This is a genomic window from Pedococcus sp. P5_B7, assembly GCF_054049895.1.
The window spans coordinates 636,361-652,103 of sequence record NZ_JBFULM010000002.1; the positions used below are offsets into that span (position 1 = coordinate 636,361).

Genomic DNA, 15,743 nt, shown 5'->3' on the forward strand with positions numbered 1-15,743 from the left:
TGGCGAAGGTCGCTCGGGAAACCTCTTGCCCGCCGCAGCGCGGCGCGACGCACGGGGATAGGCTGGGAACACCTATTGCCCGTCATTGTCGACGCTACGAAAGAGGCGTATCCGCCGTGCCCGACCAGTCCCCGACCAACGACCCCATGGCGGCCTTCGGGCCGAACGAGTGGCTCGTGGACGAGCTGTATGAGCAGTACCAGAACGACAAGAACTCCGTGGACAAGGCGTGGTGGCCCTTCTTCGCCGACTACCAGCCGTCCGACGGCGCCACGACCAACGGGTCTGGAGCCAACGGGAGCACGACCTCAACGCCTGCCGCCCCGGCCGCGTCGGCCCCCGCAGCCGCGCCCGCCCCTGCCGCTGCACCGGCTGCCGCGCCGGCTCCAGCTGCGCCGGCTCCAGCTGCTGCGCCGACTCCAGCCGCTGCGCCCGCTCCGGCCGCACCCCCCGCTGGACCCTCGACCACCTCCGGGCAGACCACCGACAAGCCGGACGCCAACACCGACAAGGCCGTGGCCGACAAGCCCGAGGACAAGGAGGCCGGCACCGGCGGCGAGACCGCCGGCGTCAAGGAGGCTCCCAAGCCGCGCGAGCCCCAGGCCCCCAAGCAGACCGAGGCCACCAACGAGAACCAGGTGAAGCCGTTGCGTGGCGCCAGCGCCCGCACGGTCACCAACATGGAGAGCTCGCTGACCGTCCCCACCGCGACCAGCGTGCGCGCGGTGCCGGCCAAGCTGCTGATCGACAACCGGGTCGTCATCAACAACCACCTGCAGCGCTCGCGCGGCGGCAAGGTGTCGTTCACCCACCTCATCGGCTACGCCCTGGTCAAGGCGCTGGGCCACATGCCCGAGATGAACAACGGGTTCACCGAGGAGAACGGCAAGCCGGCCCTGGTCATCCCTGGCCACGTCAACCTCGGGCTCGCGATCGACATGGCCAAGCCCGACGGCACCCGCCAGCTGCTCGTGCCCTCGATCAAGTCGGCCGAGTCGATGGACTTCGCCCACTTCTGGACGGCCTACGAGGACGTGGTCCGCAAGGCTCGCGGCGGCAAGCTCACCGTCGAGGACTTCCAGGGCACCACGCTCACGCTGACCAACCCCGGCACCATCGGCACCAACCACTCGGTCCCGCGGCTGATGGCCGGCCAGGGCGCGATCATCGGCGTCGGCGCGCTGGAGTACCCCGCCGAGTGGCAGGGCGCGAGCCAGGAGACGCTCAACCGCAACGCCGTCTCCAAGATCCTCACGCTGACCAGCACCTACGACCACCGCATCATCCAGGGCGCCCAGTCGGGTGACTTCCTGCGGATCGTGCACCAGCTGCTGCTCGGCGAGAACGGCTTCTACGACGAGATCTTCGAGAGCCTGCGCCTGCCCTACGAGCCGGTCCGGTGGGTCCAGGACATCTCCGCCCACCACGACGACGACGTCAACAAGACGGCCCGCGTCCAGGAGCTGATCCACGCCTACCGCGTGCGCGGCCACCTGATGGCCGACACCGACCCGCTGGAGTACCGCCAGCGTCGCCACCCCGACCTCGACGTCACGTCCCACGGCCTCACCCTGTGGGACCTCGAGCGCGACTTCGCGACCGGAGGCTTCGGTGGGGCGCCGATGCTGCGGCTGCGCAAGATCCTCGGCATCCTGCGCGACTCCTACTGCCGCACCATCGGCACCGAGTACATGCACATCCAGGACCCCGAGCAGCGCCGCTGGCTGCAGGCCAAGATCGAGGTCGGCTACGCCAAGCCCGGCCCCGACGAGCAGCTCCGGATCCTGCGCCGGCTCAACGCCGCCGAGGCCTTCGAGACGTTCCTGCAGACCAAGTTCGTCGGGCAGAAGCGGTTCAGCCTCGAGGGTGGCGAGTCGGTCATCGCGCTGCTCGACCGGATCCTGTGCCGCGCCGCCGCGGACTCGATGGACGAGGTGTGCATCGGTATGCCGCACCGCGGGCGCCTCAACGTGCTGGCCAACATCGCGGGCAAGTCCTACGGCCAGATCTTCCGTGAGTTCGAGGGCAAGCAGGACCCCAAGTCCGTGCAGGGCTCGGGCGACGTGAAGTACCACCTCGGCACCGAGGGCGAGTTCGTCGCCGAGGACGGCAGCAAGACCAAGGTCTACCTCGCCGCCAACCCGTCCCACCTCGAGGCCGTCAACCCGGTCCTCGAGGGCATCACCCGCGCCAAGCAGGACCGGCTCGACCTCGCCGGCGAGGACTTCACCGTCCTGCCCCTGCTCATGCACGGCGACGCGGCGTTCGCCGGCCAGGGAGTCGTCGCCGAGACGCTCAACCTGTCCCAGCTGCGCGGCTACCGCACCGGCGGCACCATCCACGTGGTCATCAACAACCAGGTCGGGTTCACCACGTCGCCCAGCGCCAGCCGCTCCTCGACCTACTCGACCGACGTCGCCCGCATGATCCAGGCGCCGATCTTCCACGTGAACGGCGACGACCCCGAGGCCTGCGTCCGGGTGGCCGAGCTCGCCTACGAGTTCCGCCAGACGTTCAACAAGGACGTCGTCATCGACATGGTCTGCTACCGGCGCCGCGGTCACAACGAGGGCGACGACCCCTCGATGACCCAGCCGCTGATGTACAACCTCATCGAGGCCAAGCGCTCGGTCCGCAAGCTCTACACCGAGTCCCTCATCGGCCGTGGCGACATCAGCCAGGAGGATGCCGAGGGCGCGCTGCGCGACTACCAGCAGCAGCTCGAGCGGGTCTTCGTCGAGACCAAGGCGGCCCTCAAGCAGGCCACCGAGGAGACCAGCGACCCGACGCTCGTCGGCACCGACGCCGAGGGTCACTCCGGCCTCGAGCCCCCCACCGCCCAGGCGACCGACCAGGCGACCCGGTCGGCCGACCAGACAGCCATCCCGGACGACCAGCTCCAGCACATCGGTGACGCGTTCGTGAACCCGCCGCAGGGCTTCACCGTGCACCCGAAGCTGTTGCAGGCCATGGAGAAGCGCGCCCAGTCCACCCGCGACGGCGGGATCGACTGGGCCACCGGCGAGCTGCTCGCGTTCGGCTCGCTCCTCATGGAGGGCACCCCCGTGCGCCTCGCCGGACAGGACAGCCGTCGCGGCACCTTCGTCCAGCGGCACGCCGTGCTGATCGACAAGCACACGGCCGAGGAGTGGACCCCGCTGCTCTACCTCGGTGAGGGCCAGGCCCGGTTCTGGGTCTACGACTCCCTGCTCTCCGAGTTCGCGGCGATGGGCTTCGAGTACGGCTACTCGGTCGAGCGGCCCGACGCCCTGGTCCTGTGGGAGGCGCAGTTCGGCGACTTCTTCAACGGCGCCCAGACCATCGTCGACGAGTTCATCAGCTCCTCCGAGCAGAAGTGGGGCCAGCGCTCGTCCGTCGTGCTGCTGCTCCCCCACGGCTACGAGGGCCAGGGGCCCGACCACTCCTCCGCCCGCATCGAGCGCTTCCTGCAGATGTGCGCCGAGGACAACATGACGGTCGCCTACCCCTCGACCCCGGCGAGCTACTTCCACCTGCTCCGCCGCCAGGCCTACGCCCGTCCGCGCCGACCGCTGATCGTCTTCACGCCGAAGTCGATGCTGCGGCTCAAGGCGGCCAGCAGCATGCCCGCGGACTTCACCGAGGGCACCTTCCGTCCGGTGCTGTCCGACCGCGCGTCGTTCGACCACGGCGGGGTGACCCGGGTGCTGCTCGCCAGCGGCAAGGTCGTCTATGACCTCGAGGCCGCCCGCGACAAGGCCGAGGACACCTCGACCGCGATCGTGCGGGTCGAGCAGCTGGCTCCGCTGCCGGCCAGGGAGATCGCCGCCGAGCTGGCCAAGTACCCGGACGCCGACGTCGTCTGGGTGCAGGACGAGCCGGCCAACCAGGGTGCCTGGCCGTTCGTGGCCATGAACCTCCCGCAGGCCCTCACCGAGCTCGGCGAGACCCGCCCGCTACGGATCGTGTCGCGCAAGGCCTCGGCCTCGCCGGCCACCGGTTCGAGCAAGCGGCACGCCGAGCAGCAGGCCGAGCTGATCGCGGCGGCCTTCGCCCGCTAGACGCCCACTGGAGAGGTATGCCGCGTGGCTGGCCCAGCCGCGCGGCATACCTGTCTCTGGGGCCGCGTGGACGGACGACCAAGCCACACTGCAGCCGGTATGCCGCGTGGCTGAGCCAGCCGCGCGGCATACCCCCGTTAACCTTGCAGACGTGTACTTCACGGATCGTGGCATCGAGGAGCTGGCTGCTCGCCGAGGGGAAGAGGAAGTCTCCTTCGAGTGGCTGGCCGACCAGCTGCGCACGTTCGTGGACCTGAACCCCGACTTCGAGACCCCCGTCGAGCGCCTGGCCACCTGGCTGGCCCGGCTCGACGACGACGAGGACTGACGCGTGAGCGAGCCCACCTTCACCCCGAGTGCCGAGTTCCAGGTCGCCGCTGACGGTCCACGTGACGTGGGCATCGTCTTCGTCGGTGCCTCGCTCGTGGCCGGTGTCGGCGACCCCAAGGGTCAGGGGTGGGTCTCGCGGGTGGTCGGTCGCACGCACCACTCCGACCTCGAGCTGACCGCCTACAACCTCGGCGTCCGCGGCGACACCACGGCCGACGTGCTGACCCGCTGGCAGGCGGAGTGCGCCCCCCGCTGGCGCGGCAGGGCCGAGAAGCGGCTGGTGATCTCGGTCGGCGGCAACGACGCGGCGACCGGCGTGACCCTGGCCCGGCACCGGCTCAACCTGGCCAACATCCTCGACGACGCGGCGAGCGCGGGCATCGGCACCTTCGTGGTCAGTCCCCCGCCGGGTGACGACGAGGAGCTGAACGCCAAGCTCGACGTGCTCGTGGAGGCCCAGGCCGACGTGTGCGCTCGCCGTGGGGTGCCGTTCGTCGACTGCTTCCGGCCGCTGTTGGGGCACGAGCAGTGGCAGAGTGACCTGGCCGCCAGCCGGGTGCCCCACCACCCCGGCCAGGCGGGGTACGGCCTGATCGCCTGGCTGGTCCTGCACAACGGCTGGTACGACTGGTTGCAGATCTCACCGAGCTGAACCACGCTGACCGAACAGCACGCACCACCACCGACGACCGAGGGGGCCCTCGATGGGTACGTCCGCTGAGCTGATCACCACCCTGCGCGCCGCCGCTTCCGGCACGCCGTATGCCGTGCGCGAGACCCCGCGGGGCTTCGACCTCACGATCGACGTCGCCGACGCCCAGTGGCTGGCCGTCTTCAGGGCCCACGGGCTCACCAAGGTCTTCACCCACCAGGTCCGGCTCAACGAGACCGACCACTCGATGACGATCACCGACGTCAGCAACACGTTCTCGTGGAGCGGTGGGGGCTCGTCACCGCGCCTCCAGGCGTCGGCGTCCACCCAGCGCGGTCGCGTCTACGAGAAGTCGTTCCGCAAGGAGTTCGGGGTCGACCTGACGACCGGCCAGGTCGGCAAGGTCGTCGACTACTCGTTCGACGCCAGCGCCGGCCGCGACCTGATCCGCGACGTCGCCAAGGAGCAGGGCTGGGACGAGAAGATGGGCGGCACCCAGAAGGGCGCGGTCATCTTCGCCGGCGCCACCGTGGCGATCCTCGTGGTGGCCGGAATCGTCTGGCTGGTCTCCTCGCTGCTCTGACGCTTCTGACGCCGGCTGACCCCTCTCGGGGCCCTCCAGCGGCGTCAGCACTCAGGAGACCGTGAAGACGACCTTGCCGAACAGCTCGCCGGCCGCCATGCGGGCGAAGCCGTCCCGGGCCTGGGCCAGCGGCAGGGTCGTGTCGATGACCGGTGCGATGCGCTGCTGCACGACGAACTGGGCCAGCCGCTCGAGCTCGCCGCGGCTGCCCATCGTCGACCCGACGACGCGCAGCTGCTTGAAGAAGATCTTGGTCAGCTCGGCCTTGCTGGGTGCGTCGCCGGACGTCGCACCCGAGATGACGACCGTGCCGCCCGGCTTGAGCGAGTTGACCGAGTGCGACCAGGTGGCGGCACCGACGGTCTCCATGACCGCGTCGACGCGGTCGGGGAGGCGTTCGCCGTTGCCGAAGGCGCGGTCCGCGCCGATCTCGACCGCTCGCTGGCCCTTCTCCTCGTCGCGGCTGGTGACCCACATCCGGTAGCCCGCTGCGGCCCCGAGCTGCACGAGGGCGGTGGACACGCCGCCGCCGGCGCCCTGGACGAGGACGGTGGCACCGGGCGTCAGCCCCGCGTTGGTGAACAACATGCGGTAGGCGGTGAGCCACGCCGTCGAGAGGCAGGCAGCGTGCTCCCACGGGAGCTCGGCGGGCTTGGGCACCAGGTTGGTGGTGGGGACGGCGACCTGCTCGGCGAGGGTCCCGTCGTGCAGCTCGGAGAGCAGCGTGCGCCGCGGGTCGAGGGTCTCGTCACCGCGCCAGCCGTCGCTGGGGATGACCGCGTGGACGATGACCTCGTTGCCGTCCTCGTCGAGGCCCGCGCCGTCACAGCCCAGGATCATCGGCAGCCGGTCTGCGGGCAGGCCCACTCCCCGCAGCGACCAGACGTCGTGGTGGTTGAGCCCGGCCGTCCTGAGCGTGACCGTCGTCCAGCCCTCGCGCGGGGTGGGGTCGGGCCGCTCACCGACCTCCAGCCCTGAGAGCGGGTCGTCGGCGGACTGGCGTGCGGCGTAGACGGCGAGCATCACCCGACCCTAGCCGCACGCCGATCCGGGTGGTTCAGGCGGACTTCTCCATGAGGAACCAGGTCGAGTCGTCGAGGGGGAACCGCGGGTCCCGGTGGTAGGTGAAGCCGTAGTCGACGAGGGTGAGCTCGGGGAACGCGTCGAGGATCTCCCCGGCGAAGTCACGCTTGAACAAGGCCTGCTCGTGACCGCGGTAGCTGACCTCGACCGGGGTGGGGTTGTAGTACTCGCAGACCATCACGTAGCGCTTCGAGGACTCCACGAGGGCGCTGTAGACGTCGCGCACCCGGTCGGGGTTGATGTGGATCAGGACGCCCTTGGTGAAGGTGAGGTCGTAGGCGTGCTGCGCCTGGTACTCCAGGATCGAGGCCACCTCGACGGTCGCGCCGCCCCATCGCTCCACCTCAGCGGCGGCCTGGGTGTTGATCTCCACCCCATGCAGGTCGGCGTCGGGCAGCAGGGTGCGCAGGGCCATCAGGTTGTTGCCGATGTTGCAACCCAGCTCGAGGACGGAGCCCACGCCGTCAGTGGCCGCCAGGACCTTGCGGAAGAGCTCGGTGTTGCTCGCGATGAGGTTGGTGCCCCGGTTCCGCTCGATGTAGTCGGCGCCGAACTCTCCGGCCCAGAGGTCCTCTTGGGAGGTGCGTTGCGTCTCAGTTGCCATGGCGGCCACTCTCGACCAACGGACCCCTCGACTGCAAGGTGACCGGCCGGGCGGACCCGTCAGTTCACCGTCGCGTCGTGCGGCGCTCAGGCCGTGGGCGGCTCGGCCACGACGTCCGGCAGCGCCGCGGCGAGGCTGGCCTCCCAGGGCGGGAGCGGAGCGAGCCGGGCCATCCGCCAGGCGTCGTGGCCGAGCACGCTGTACGCGGGACGCGGGGCCGGCAGCGGGAAGGCGTCGCTCGTGGTGGGCCGCACCCGCTCGGGGTCCAGCCCGAGCTGCCGGAAGATCTCGCGGGTGAGGCCGTACTTCGTGGTGTCACCCTGGCTGGTCGCGTGCCACACCCCGAACGGGGCTGACTCGTCGACCAGCCGCAGCACGGCCCGCGCCACGTCCATGGTCCAGGTGGGTTGGCCGCGTTGGTCATCGACGACGTCGAGCGTGTGGTGGCGCTCGGCCAGCCGAGCCATCGTCTTGACGAAGTTCGGGCCCCCGGCTCCGTAGAGCCACGCGGTGCGGACGATCCACGCCTGCGGGCAGCGGGCCTGCACCGCCCACTCCCCCGCAGCCTTCGTCCGGCCGTAGGCGGACAGCGGCGACAGGGCGGCGTCCTCGGCATACGGCTCGTCGGCGTCGCCGGCGAACACGTAGTCGGTGGAGATGTGCACGAGCCGCGTGCCCACCGAACGGCAGGCGTCCGCGACGTTGGCCGCGCCGATCGCGTTCACCGCAAACGCTTGCCCCTCATGGGTTTCCGCGTCATCAACGGCCGTGTATGCCGCGCAGTTCACCACGACGTCGTGCCCCCGGACCGCGTCGCGGACGGCGTCGGCATCGGTGACGTCGAGGTCCTTGCGGGTGAGCGCCGTGACGTCGTCCCCGTCGACCCCGGCGAGCGCCAGGGCCACCTGCAGGTCGAGCCCGAGCATCCCGCCCGAGCCGGTGACCAGCCACCGCGCCATCAGCGCCCGATCCGGTCGTAGCGCGCCTCGGCGACCACCTTCGCGGTGCGCCACCAGTCCTGGTTGTCCTGGTACCAGGCGATGGTGTCGACCAGGCCAGAGCGGACATCCGGGTGGGAGGGACGCCAGTCGGTCTCGGCCCGCAGCTTCGAGGCGTCGATGGCGTAGCGCAGGTCGTGGCCGGGCCGGTCCGGCACGTGGTCGAACCAGTCGGCCGGCTTGCCCATGAGCTCGAGGATGAGCGCGACGACGTCGCGGTTGTTCATCTCGCCGTCGGCGCCGATGAGGTAGGTCTCGCCCGCGCGGCCCTGCTCGATGATGGCGATGACCGCGTCGTTGTGGTCGTCCACGTGGATCCAGTCGCGGACGTTGAGGCCGGCGCCGTAGAGCTTGGGCCGCACCCCGTCGATGATTCCCGTGACCTGTCGCGGGATGAACTTCTCGGGGTGCTGGCGCGGCCCGTAGTTGTTGGAGCAGTTGGACAGGGTCGCCCTGAGGCCGAACGACCGCACCCACGCACGGACGAGGAGGTCGGCGCTCGCCTTCGACGCCGAGTAGGGGCTCGACGGGTTGAGCGGGGTGTTCTCGGTGAACTTGGCCGGGTCGTCGAGCTCGAGGTCGCCGTAGACCTCGTCGGTGGACACGTGGTGCAGGCGCTTGTCGTGTCGACGCACGGCCTGGATCAGCTGGTAGGTGCCGATGATGTTCGTGTCGATGAAGGGCCAGGGGTCCTCGAGCGAGTTGTCGTTGTGCGAGTCAGCCGCGAAGTGGACGACCAGGTCGTGAGCCGCGACGAGCTCGTCCACGAGGTCCGCGTCGGTGACCGAGCCCTTGACCACGTCGACCTCGCCGGCGACGGGGTCGAGGGAGGTGAGGTTCGCGGCATACGTCATCGAGTCGAGGACGGTGAGCCGCCACTGCGGCCGGAGCGCACGGGCCCTGATCACGAAGTTCGAGCCGATGAACCCGGCGGCGCCGGTGACGAGGACCTTCATGGCGCCGAGGCTATCGCGAGGGGAGGCGCGTCACGGCGGGGCACCTCGCACTATGGTCGTGCACCATGAAGGGGATCATCCTGGCCGGGGGGTCGGGCACACGCCTGCACCCCATCACGCTCGGCATCAGCAAGCAGCTCATGCCGGTCTACGACAAGCCGATGATCTACTACCCGCTCTCGACGCTGATGATGGCCGGGATCCGCGAGGTGCTGGTGATCACGACCCCTGAGGACCAGGCGCAGTTCCAGCGACTCCTCGGTGACGGCTCGCGGTGGGGCATCGAGCTCACCTTCGCCGCGCAGCCCAGCCCCGACGGCCTGGCGCAGGCCTTCATCATCGGCGCGGACTTCATCGGCGACGACGCGGTGGCCCTCGTGCTCGGTGACAACATCTTCTACGGCACCGGGCTCGGCAGCTCGCTGGCCGCGAACACCGACGTCACCGGTGGCCAGATCTTCGCCTACCACGTGACCGAGCCGTCGGCCTATGGCGTCGTCGAGTTCTCGGAGGACGGCCGCGTCATCTCCATCGAGGAGAAGCCGGAGCACCCCAAGTCCTCCTACGCCGTGCCCGGTCTCTACTTCTACGACAACGACGTCGTCCAGATCGCGCGTGACCTCCAGCCCAGCGAGCGCGGCGAGCTGGAGATCACGGGGATCAACGAGGCCTACCTGCGGCGTGGCGACCTCAACGTCACCGTCCTCCCGCGAGGCACTGCGTGGTTCGACACCRGCACCTTCCTGGGACTGATGGACGCGGCCCAGTTCGTCCACGTCGTCGAGGCGCGACAGGGCCAGAAGATCGGCTGCGTCGAGGAGGTCGCCTGGCGCAACGGCTGGCTCAGCGACGAGCAGTTCGCCGCGCTCGCCGAGTCACTGCGCAAGAGCGGCTACGGCACCTACCTGGCCGGGCTCCTCGACGAGGCTGGGGGCCGGTAGTGCAGATCCGCCCGCTCACCATCGCCGACGCGTTCGAGATCACCCCGCGGCAGTTCCCGGACGATCGCGGGGTGTTCCTCGAGTCCTTCCGCGGCGACCTCCTCGCGGAGGCCGTCGGGCACCGGCCCCAGGTCGTCCAGACCAACATCTCGGTGTCGTCCCGCGGGACCGTGCGTGGCATCCACTTCGCCGACGTCCCACCCTCGCAGGCGAAGTACGTCACCGCCCTCTCGGGCTCCCTCATCGACTTCATCATCGACATCCGGGTGGGGTCGCCGACCTTCGGACAGTGGGACTCGGTCCTCCTCGACACCGTCGACCGACGCGCGGTCTACCTCGCCGAGGGTCTGGGTCACGCCTTCGTGGCCCTCGAGGACGACACCACCGCGATGTACCTCTGCAGCGCGGCCTACAACCCCGCCCGTGAGCACGGCATCCACCCGCTCGACGCCGAGGTGGGCCTGGTCTTCCCTGACGGGCTGGAGCCGCTGCTGTCGCCCAAGGACGCCGCTGCGCCCTCGCTGGCAGAGGCGCAGGACCAGGGTCTGCTCCCCTCGTATGCCGCCTGCCGAGAGTTCTACGACTCGTCTCGATGACCCGTAGAGGAGACCCTCGATGACACTCACCACGGGGGGAATCGCCCGACTTGCCGGGTTGTGAGCAGGGCAGATGCACGAGATGGTTGCCATCCACATGTAAACTCTGGCCGTTTGCGGGAACCACAGGGAGGGGAGGGGACATGCCCACTGCGCGCGAGGAACGGCGTCATCGCGTGACGCGCTGGCTGTGGGCCCTGGTCGATGCCGCCATCCTGGTCGGCGCGCTGATGGTCGCCATGTGGCTGCGCTACGACCTCCACCTCGAGCGGGTCTTCATCCCTGACATGGCCTGGCTCAGCGCGGCTGGCGTCGCGACCCTCTGGGTGGCGGGCGCGATCATCGGCCCCTATGCCATCGGACACGATCGTGGCTCCTTCGAAGAGACGGCAGACATCCTCAAGTCCGTCCTGGTCACAGGCATCGTGCTCGGGCTCGTGGTCCTGGCCACCGACTGGCTGACGCTGCCCCGCAGTGTCCCGATCACCGGCTCCGTGTTCGCCCTGGTGGGGATGTTCGCGAGCCGCTTCCTCATCCGGAGCTGGCGGGTGCGCAAGCGCCCGACCGACCTCGACCACGAGCGCGTGATCATCTTCGGGGCGGGTGAGGCAGGCAGCCGCCTGACGCGGAGCATGCGTCGTGACTCCGGGAGCGGCTACCTTCCCGTCGCACTGCTCGACGACGACCGCGCCAAGGCGCGGTTCCGCACGGAGGGCATCCGGGTGCGCGGCACCCGCGCCGACCTGGCCAAGGTCGCGGACAAGTTCACGGCGAACACCCTGGTCATCGCCCTTCCCCAGGCTCACGCAGCCACGATCCGCGAGCTGACCGAGCTGGCCACGACGGCCGGCCTGAACGTGCTGACGCTCCCCCCGGTGGGCGAGATCATCGGTGGGCGACCCACGGCGAGCGACCTGCGCAACGTGGACGTCGCCGACCTGTTGGGTCGTCGACCCATCAGCCTCGACACGGCCGTCATCGCGGAGCAGATTGCCGGAAGGTCGGTGCTGGTGACCGGAGCCGGCGGCTCCATCGGGTCGGAGCTGTGCCGACAGATCGCGCGCTTCGGCCCAGCGAAGCTCTACCTCCTCGACCGCGACGAGTCGGGCCTGCAGACCACGCAGATGTCCCTGGTCGGCAATGGCCTCCTCGACACGGACGAGGTCGTGCTGGCGGACATCCGCGACGCCCCACGGATGCAGCAGGTCTTCAAGCAGACCCGCCCCGACATCGTCTTCCACGCCGCCGCCCTCAAGCACCTCCCCCTGCTGGAGGCCAACCCCCTCGAGGCGTGGAAGAGCAACGTGCTCGGCACCCTCAACGTCCTCGCGGCCGCCTCCGCGGTCGGGGTCGGCACCTTCGTCAACATCTCCACCGACAAGGCTGCGCAGCCCTCGTGCGTCCTGGGCTACAGCAAGCGCGTCGCGGAGCGCCTCACCGCCCACTTCGCCGACCGCGAGCCGGGGCGCTACGTGTCGGTGCGCTTCGGAAACGTGCTCGGGTCGCGCGGGTCGGTCGTCCACGCCTTCACCTCGCAGATCGAGCGCGGTGGCCCGATCACGGTCACCCACCCGGACGTCGAGCGCTACTTCATGCTCATCCCCGAGGCCTGCCAGCTCGTCCTCGAGGCAGCGTCGATCGGCACCGACGGCGAGGTGATGGTCCTCGAGATGGGCGACCAGGTGAAGATCGTCGAGGTGGCCAACACGCTGATCCGCATGTCCGGCCGCAAGGACATCGACATCGTCTACACGGGCCTGCGCCAGGGCGAGAAGATCTCGGAGGAGCTCTTCTCGCCGGATGAGGTCTCGAGGGCGACGCAGCACCCCCTGGTCTCCCGAGTCGACGTGCCGGGGATCGGGGTGTCCGAGGTGCACGGTGCCGAGCACCGCACGGACGACGACGCGGTTCGTTGGCTTCGGCGCCACAGCGCCACGTCCCAGACTGCGAGCGCCGGGCTCCGAGGCGACTGAACCGGTGGTCGAACTCGTCGTGTCCCTGCTCGTGACGACAGGGCTGGCCCCTGTCGTGCGCGCAGGAATGGTGCGAAGCGGGGTCCTGGACCGTCCCAACCACCGCTCATCCCACACCGTGGTCGTGGCGCGGGGTGGCGGGCTCGCCTGCCTCGCCGGCCTGGTCGTGGCCACGAGCGTGGCCACGATCCGTGGCCACGAGGTCCCGTGGGTTGCCGTGACCGCCAGCGTCGCACTGTCGCTGCTCGGCTTCGCAGACGACCGGGTGCAGCTCCCCCCACTGCCGCGGCTGCTCGCCCAGGTCGGGGCCGGCGGAGCAGTGGGCTGGTCGCTCGGGGGCGTCGTCTGGATGCTCGTGGGAGCCTTCGTCACCGCTGCGGTGGTGAATGTCGTGAACTTCATGGACGGCATCAACGGCATCACCTCCACGACGATGACCGTCTGGGGGGTGGTCGCCTGGCTGGTCGGCCGAGATCAGGGCATTGCCTCACTGGCCTTTCTCGGGGCGGTGACGGCGGGCCTCGCCCTGGGGTTCCTCCCCTGGAACGCGCCCACTGCGCGGCTCTTCCTCGGCGACGCCGGCAGCTATCTCTTCGGGGCGCTGGTCGCCAGTGGCGTCCTCATCGGACTGCACGATGGGGCTCGCGGAGCACTCCTGGTCGCCCCCTTGTCGCTCTACCTCGTGGACGAGGCCACCACCATGGTGAGCCGCGTGCGTCGGGGTGAGCGCCTCCTCGAGGCGCACCGCTCCCACGTCTACCAGCGCCTGACGTCAGGTCCCGGGGGCCTACCCCACGCGGTCGTGGCTGCGTATGCCGCCGGGCTCGCGACGCTGGTGACCGCGGGATGGGTGGTGGGCACGGCGACGGGTGTGGCAGCGACGGTGCTGGCGTGCGCCGCCTATCTCTGCTCACCGCGTCTCCTCGCGGCCTACGCACGACCCCCCGTGCAGTCGTGAGCCCAGCGCCCCGACCCGTCCCACCCCCGAAAGGCCGTCCCCCATGCGCATCCTGATCAGCGGAGGTGCGGGCTTCATCGGTCTGCACCTCGCGCGCCAGCTCCAGGCCGACCATGAGCTGGAGGCCCTGGACCTGCTTCACCCGCAGGTCCACCTGGACGCCGAGGCGAGTCGGCGATCATTCCCGGGACCAGTCGTCCTCGGCGACGTGAGTGACGAAGACGTCTGGGCGGGGCTGCAGAGCCCGGACCTGGTCATTCACCTGGCCGCCGAGACCGGGACCGGCCAGTCCATGTACGAGCAGGAGCGCTACCGCCGGGTCAACGTCGAAGGGACCCGCGCCGCCGGAGTCGCCGCCCGCGAATGGGGAGTTCCCCTGATTGCGATGAGCTCGCGAGCCGTCTACGGCAACGGCCGCTCAGAGTGCCCGACCCACGGCACCCGGTTCGGCGAGCCGTGCTGTCAGGAGGCAGCCCCGGCGGCGTCGACGGAGGATGACCCCCACACGCCCGTGTCGTTCTACGGCGAGACCAAGTCGGAGGGCGAGCAGGTCCTGAGCGACACCGCTGCCGCCGTGCCGGTGACCATCATTCGGCCCCAGAACGTCATCGGCCCCGGACAGGCCCTGCACAATCCCTACACGGGCGTGCTTGCGGCCTTCCTGGCACGGCTGCGCGAGGGTCGCTCCCTCGTCGTCTACGGCGACGGCAGCGCCACCCGGGACTTCATCCACGTCGAAGACCTGGCCCGCCTGATCGACTGGTGCGCCCGACACCCAGCGCACCCCGGCTCCGCCCTCGTCCTGAATGCCGGTTCTGGGGTGCGGACCACCTTGGATGAGCTCGCCGAGGCTGCCGCGGCGGGATCTGGTCGGGCCGACGTCCCGATCGAGCACGTCGACGTCCACCGAGCCGGCGACATCGAGCACGCCTGCGCCGACCTCAGCCGCCTCGTGGAGCTGGGCGCACCGATGGCCCAGTGGTCGACCCGAGATGCCATCATCGACTTCGTCCGGCGTTCCTGGGACAAACCCGGAGCAGCCTCGTCTGCCTGGGACCAGGCCTTGGTCGAGCTGGACGAGCGCGGCCTCACCCGATGACGGACTCTGGGCCGATCGGTGGCAGCCCCCAGGCCTCCTCACCGGGCCAGGTACTCGCGGTCGTCGTCACCTTCAACCCCGGGCCCTTGCTACCCCGACTCTGTGCAGACCTGATCGAGGCCGGCATCGCCGTACTCGTCGTCGACAACGCCTCTGTCGAGGGACAGGAGGCACTGGAGGCCAGCGACGCGGCCGGCGCCGACGTCCTGCGGCTCCCCGACAACCGGGGTGTCAGCGGCGCCCTCAATGTCGGCCTCGCTCGGGCCAGCGGCGCGGCCTGGCTCCTCACCTTCGACCAGGACAGCGTGATCGGGCCAGGGTTCGTGCAGGGTCTGCTGGAGTCAGCCCCTGTACGTGACCCACGGGTGGCGGTCGTCGCCCCCCGTATCGTCGATGCCGCCAGCGGCACGGTCCTCCAGGGTGGGAACCACACCCAGCCCGTGGCAGCCCGGATGGTCATCACCTCCGGCGCTCTGTGCCGAGTGGCCGGGCTGACGTCGGTGAACGGCTTTCGTGACGACCTGTTCATCGACCACGTCGACCACGACATCTGCCTGAGGCTGCGCCGTGGGGGCTGGCAGATCTGGACCACACCCGACGCCGTGATGAAACATTCGATCGGGGCGATGCGGGCCAGCCAAGTGGTCCCGGGACTGGCCGTGCGGAACCTCCACCACTCTGCCGACAGGGCCTACTACAAGTACCGCAACTACCTGCTGCTGGTCCGGTCAGGCACGGCAGGTGCAGATCCGCGCTGGGCGCTGCGCACCGGCCTGGCCCTCGCCTGGGGGCCGATCAAGGTCCTCTTCTTCGAGACGGACAGGCGTGCGAAGTTTGCCGCCACCGGCGCGGGACTCCTCGACGGCATGCGAGGACGCGGGGGACGACGCCGGCCGCCCAGACGCTGAGCTCCCGCCCGGGTGGACCACC

14 protein-coding genes are annotated in these 15,743 nt (G+C 69.9%); 10 read left to right on the forward strand and 4 right to left on the reverse strand.

All coding sequences use genetic code 11. From position 1 onward, the window contains the following. The first annotated feature begins 116 nt into the window (after positions 1–116). The 4 genes from ACXJKD_RS05865 (at position 117) to ACXJKD_RS05880 (ending at position 5,605) form a co-directional block, all read left to right on the forward strand. Positions 117–4,040 carry a multifunctional oxoglutarate decarboxylase/oxoglutarate dehydrogenase thiamine pyrophosphate-binding subunit/dihydrolipoyllysine-residue succinyltransferase subunit gene (locus ACXJKD_RS05865; protein ID WP_457253530.1) on the forward strand — a complete coding sequence of 1,308 codons (3,924 nt, stop codon included), beginning with the start codon at positions 117–119 and terminating at the stop codon, positions 4,038–4,040. A 151-nt stretch (positions 4,041–4,191) separates the two neighbouring features. Continuing rightward, on the forward strand, positions 4,192–4,368 hold the full coding sequence (locus ACXJKD_RS05870) for a DUF6104 family protein (protein WP_157582120.1): 177 nt from the start codon (positions 4,192–4,194) through the stop codon (positions 4,366–4,368). Positions 4,369–4,371: 3 nt separating this feature from the next. Next, positions 4,372–5,022: a GDSL-type esterase/lipase family protein gene (locus ACXJKD_RS05875; RefSeq protein WP_457253531.1), complete on the forward strand. Its 651-nt coding sequence runs from the start codon at positions 4,372–4,374 to the stop codon at positions 5,020–5,022. Positions 5,023–5,074: 52 nt separating this feature from the next. Next, positions 5,075–5,605 (forward strand): hypothetical protein, encoded by a 531-nt coding sequence (locus ACXJKD_RS05880; RefSeq protein WP_457253532.1) that lies wholly within the window; start codon positions 5,075–5,077, stop codon positions 5,603–5,605. A 51-nt stretch (positions 5,606–5,656) separates the two neighbouring features. On the opposite strand, the gene ACXJKD_RS05885 is transcribed toward ACXJKD_RS05880, so the two are convergent. From ACXJKD_RS05885 to rfbB, 4 genes are all read right to left on the reverse strand, one after another. Then, entirely contained in the window at positions 5,657–6,628 is a 972-nt protein-coding gene (locus tag ACXJKD_RS05885; RefSeq protein ID WP_457253533.1) for a zinc-binding dehydrogenase, read from the reverse strand. Positions 6,629–6,662: 34 nt separating this feature from the next. Next, on the reverse strand, positions 6,663–7,292 hold the full coding sequence (locus ACXJKD_RS05890; RefSeq protein WP_457253534.1) for a pseudaminic acid biosynthesis-associated methylase: 630 nt from the start codon (positions 7,290–7,292) through the stop codon (positions 6,663–6,665). An 86-nt stretch (positions 7,293–7,378) separates the two neighbouring features. Next, positions 7,379–8,251 (reverse strand): dTDP-4-dehydrorhamnose reductase, encoded by an 873-nt coding sequence (gene rfbD, locus ACXJKD_RS05895; RefSeq protein ID WP_457253535.1) that lies wholly within the window; start codon positions 8,249–8,251, stop codon positions 7,379–7,381. Continuing rightward, a complete protein-coding gene (gene rfbB / locus ACXJKD_RS05900) occupies positions 8,251–9,246 on the reverse strand; it encodes a dTDP-glucose 4,6-dehydratase (protein WP_457253536.1) in 996 nt (331 codons plus the stop codon). Before rfbB ends, rfbD begins: the two co-directional genes overlap by 1 nt. A 65-nt stretch (positions 9,247–9,311) precedes the next feature. On the opposite strand from rfbB, the gene rfbA reads away from it, so the two are divergent. The 6 genes from rfbA to ACXJKD_RS05930 all read left to right on the forward strand — a co-directional run bounded on the left by rfbA (position 9,312) and on the right by ACXJKD_RS05930 (position 15,721). Further along, complete coding sequence (gene rfbA, locus ACXJKD_RS05905) at positions 9,312–10,187, forward strand: glucose-1-phosphate thymidylyltransferase RfbA (protein ID WP_457253537.1); 876 nt, start codon at positions 9,312–9,314, stop codon at positions 10,185–10,187. Continuing rightward, positions 10,187–10,783 carry a dTDP-4-dehydrorhamnose 3,5-epimerase family protein gene (locus ACXJKD_RS05910; protein ID WP_457253538.1) on the forward strand — a complete coding sequence of 199 codons (597 nt, stop codon included), beginning with the start codon at positions 10,187–10,189 and terminating at the stop codon, positions 10,781–10,783. Before rfbA ends, ACXJKD_RS05910 begins: the two co-directional genes overlap by 1 nt. Positions 10,784–10,926: 143 nt before the next feature. Next, the gene (locus ACXJKD_RS05915) at positions 10,927–12,756 is read left to right on the forward strand and encodes a polysaccharide biosynthesis protein (RefSeq protein ID WP_457253540.1); all 1,830 of its coding nucleotides are present in this window, start codon (positions 10,927–10,929) and stop codon (positions 12,754–12,756) included. A 4-nt stretch (positions 12,757–12,760) separates the two neighbouring features. After that, complete coding sequence (locus ACXJKD_RS05920; RefSeq protein WP_457253541.1) at positions 12,761–13,714, forward strand: hypothetical protein; 954 nt, start codon at positions 12,761–12,763, stop codon at positions 13,712–13,714. 43 nt (positions 13,715–13,757) lie between these two features. Then, entirely contained in the window at positions 13,758–14,813 is a 1,056-nt protein-coding gene (locus tag ACXJKD_RS05925; protein WP_457253542.1) for an NAD-dependent epimerase/dehydratase family protein, read from the forward strand. Then, the gene (locus ACXJKD_RS05930) at positions 14,810–15,721 is read left to right on the forward strand and encodes a glycosyltransferase (protein WP_457253543.1); all 912 of its coding nucleotides are present in this window, start codon (positions 14,810–14,812) and stop codon (positions 15,719–15,721) included. The genes ACXJKD_RS05925 and ACXJKD_RS05930 overlap by 4 nt, the downstream gene beginning before the upstream one ends. Positions 15,722–15,743: the final 22 nt, after the last annotated feature.

Bases quoted from the DNA above. Each gene is read 5' to 3' on its own strand.
- ACXJKD_RS05880 (WP_457253532.1), top strand. From the start codon at position 5,075: ATGGGTACGTCCGCTGAGCTGATCACCACCCTGCGCGCCGCCGCTTCC.
- ACXJKD_RS05885 (WP_457253533.1), bottom strand. From the start codon at position 6,628: ATGCTCGCCGTCTACGCCGCACGCCAGTCCGCCGACGACCCGCTCTCA.
- ACXJKD_RS05890 (WP_457253534.1), bottom strand. From the start codon at position 7,292: ATGGCAACTGAGACGCAACGCACCTCCCAAGAGGACCTCTGGGCCGGA.
- rfbD (WP_457253535.1), bottom strand. From the start codon at position 8,251: ATGGCGCGGTGGCTGGTCACCGGCTCGGGCGGGATGCTCGGGCTCGAC.
- rfbB (WP_457253536.1), bottom strand. From the start codon at position 9,246: ATGAAGGTCCTCGTCACCGGCGCCGCCGGGTTCATCGGCTCGAACTTC.
- ACXJKD_RS05915 (WP_457253540.1), top strand. From the start codon at position 10,927: ATGCCCACTGCGCGCGAGGAACGGCGTCATCGCGTGACGCGCTGGCTG.
- ACXJKD_RS05925 (WP_457253542.1), top strand. From the start codon at position 13,758: ATGCGCATCCTGATCAGCGGAGGTGCGGGCTTCATCGGTCTGCACCTC.
- ACXJKD_RS05930 (WP_457253543.1), top strand. From the start codon at position 14,810: ATGACGGACTCTGGGCCGATCGGTGGCAGCCCCCAGGCCTCCTCACCG.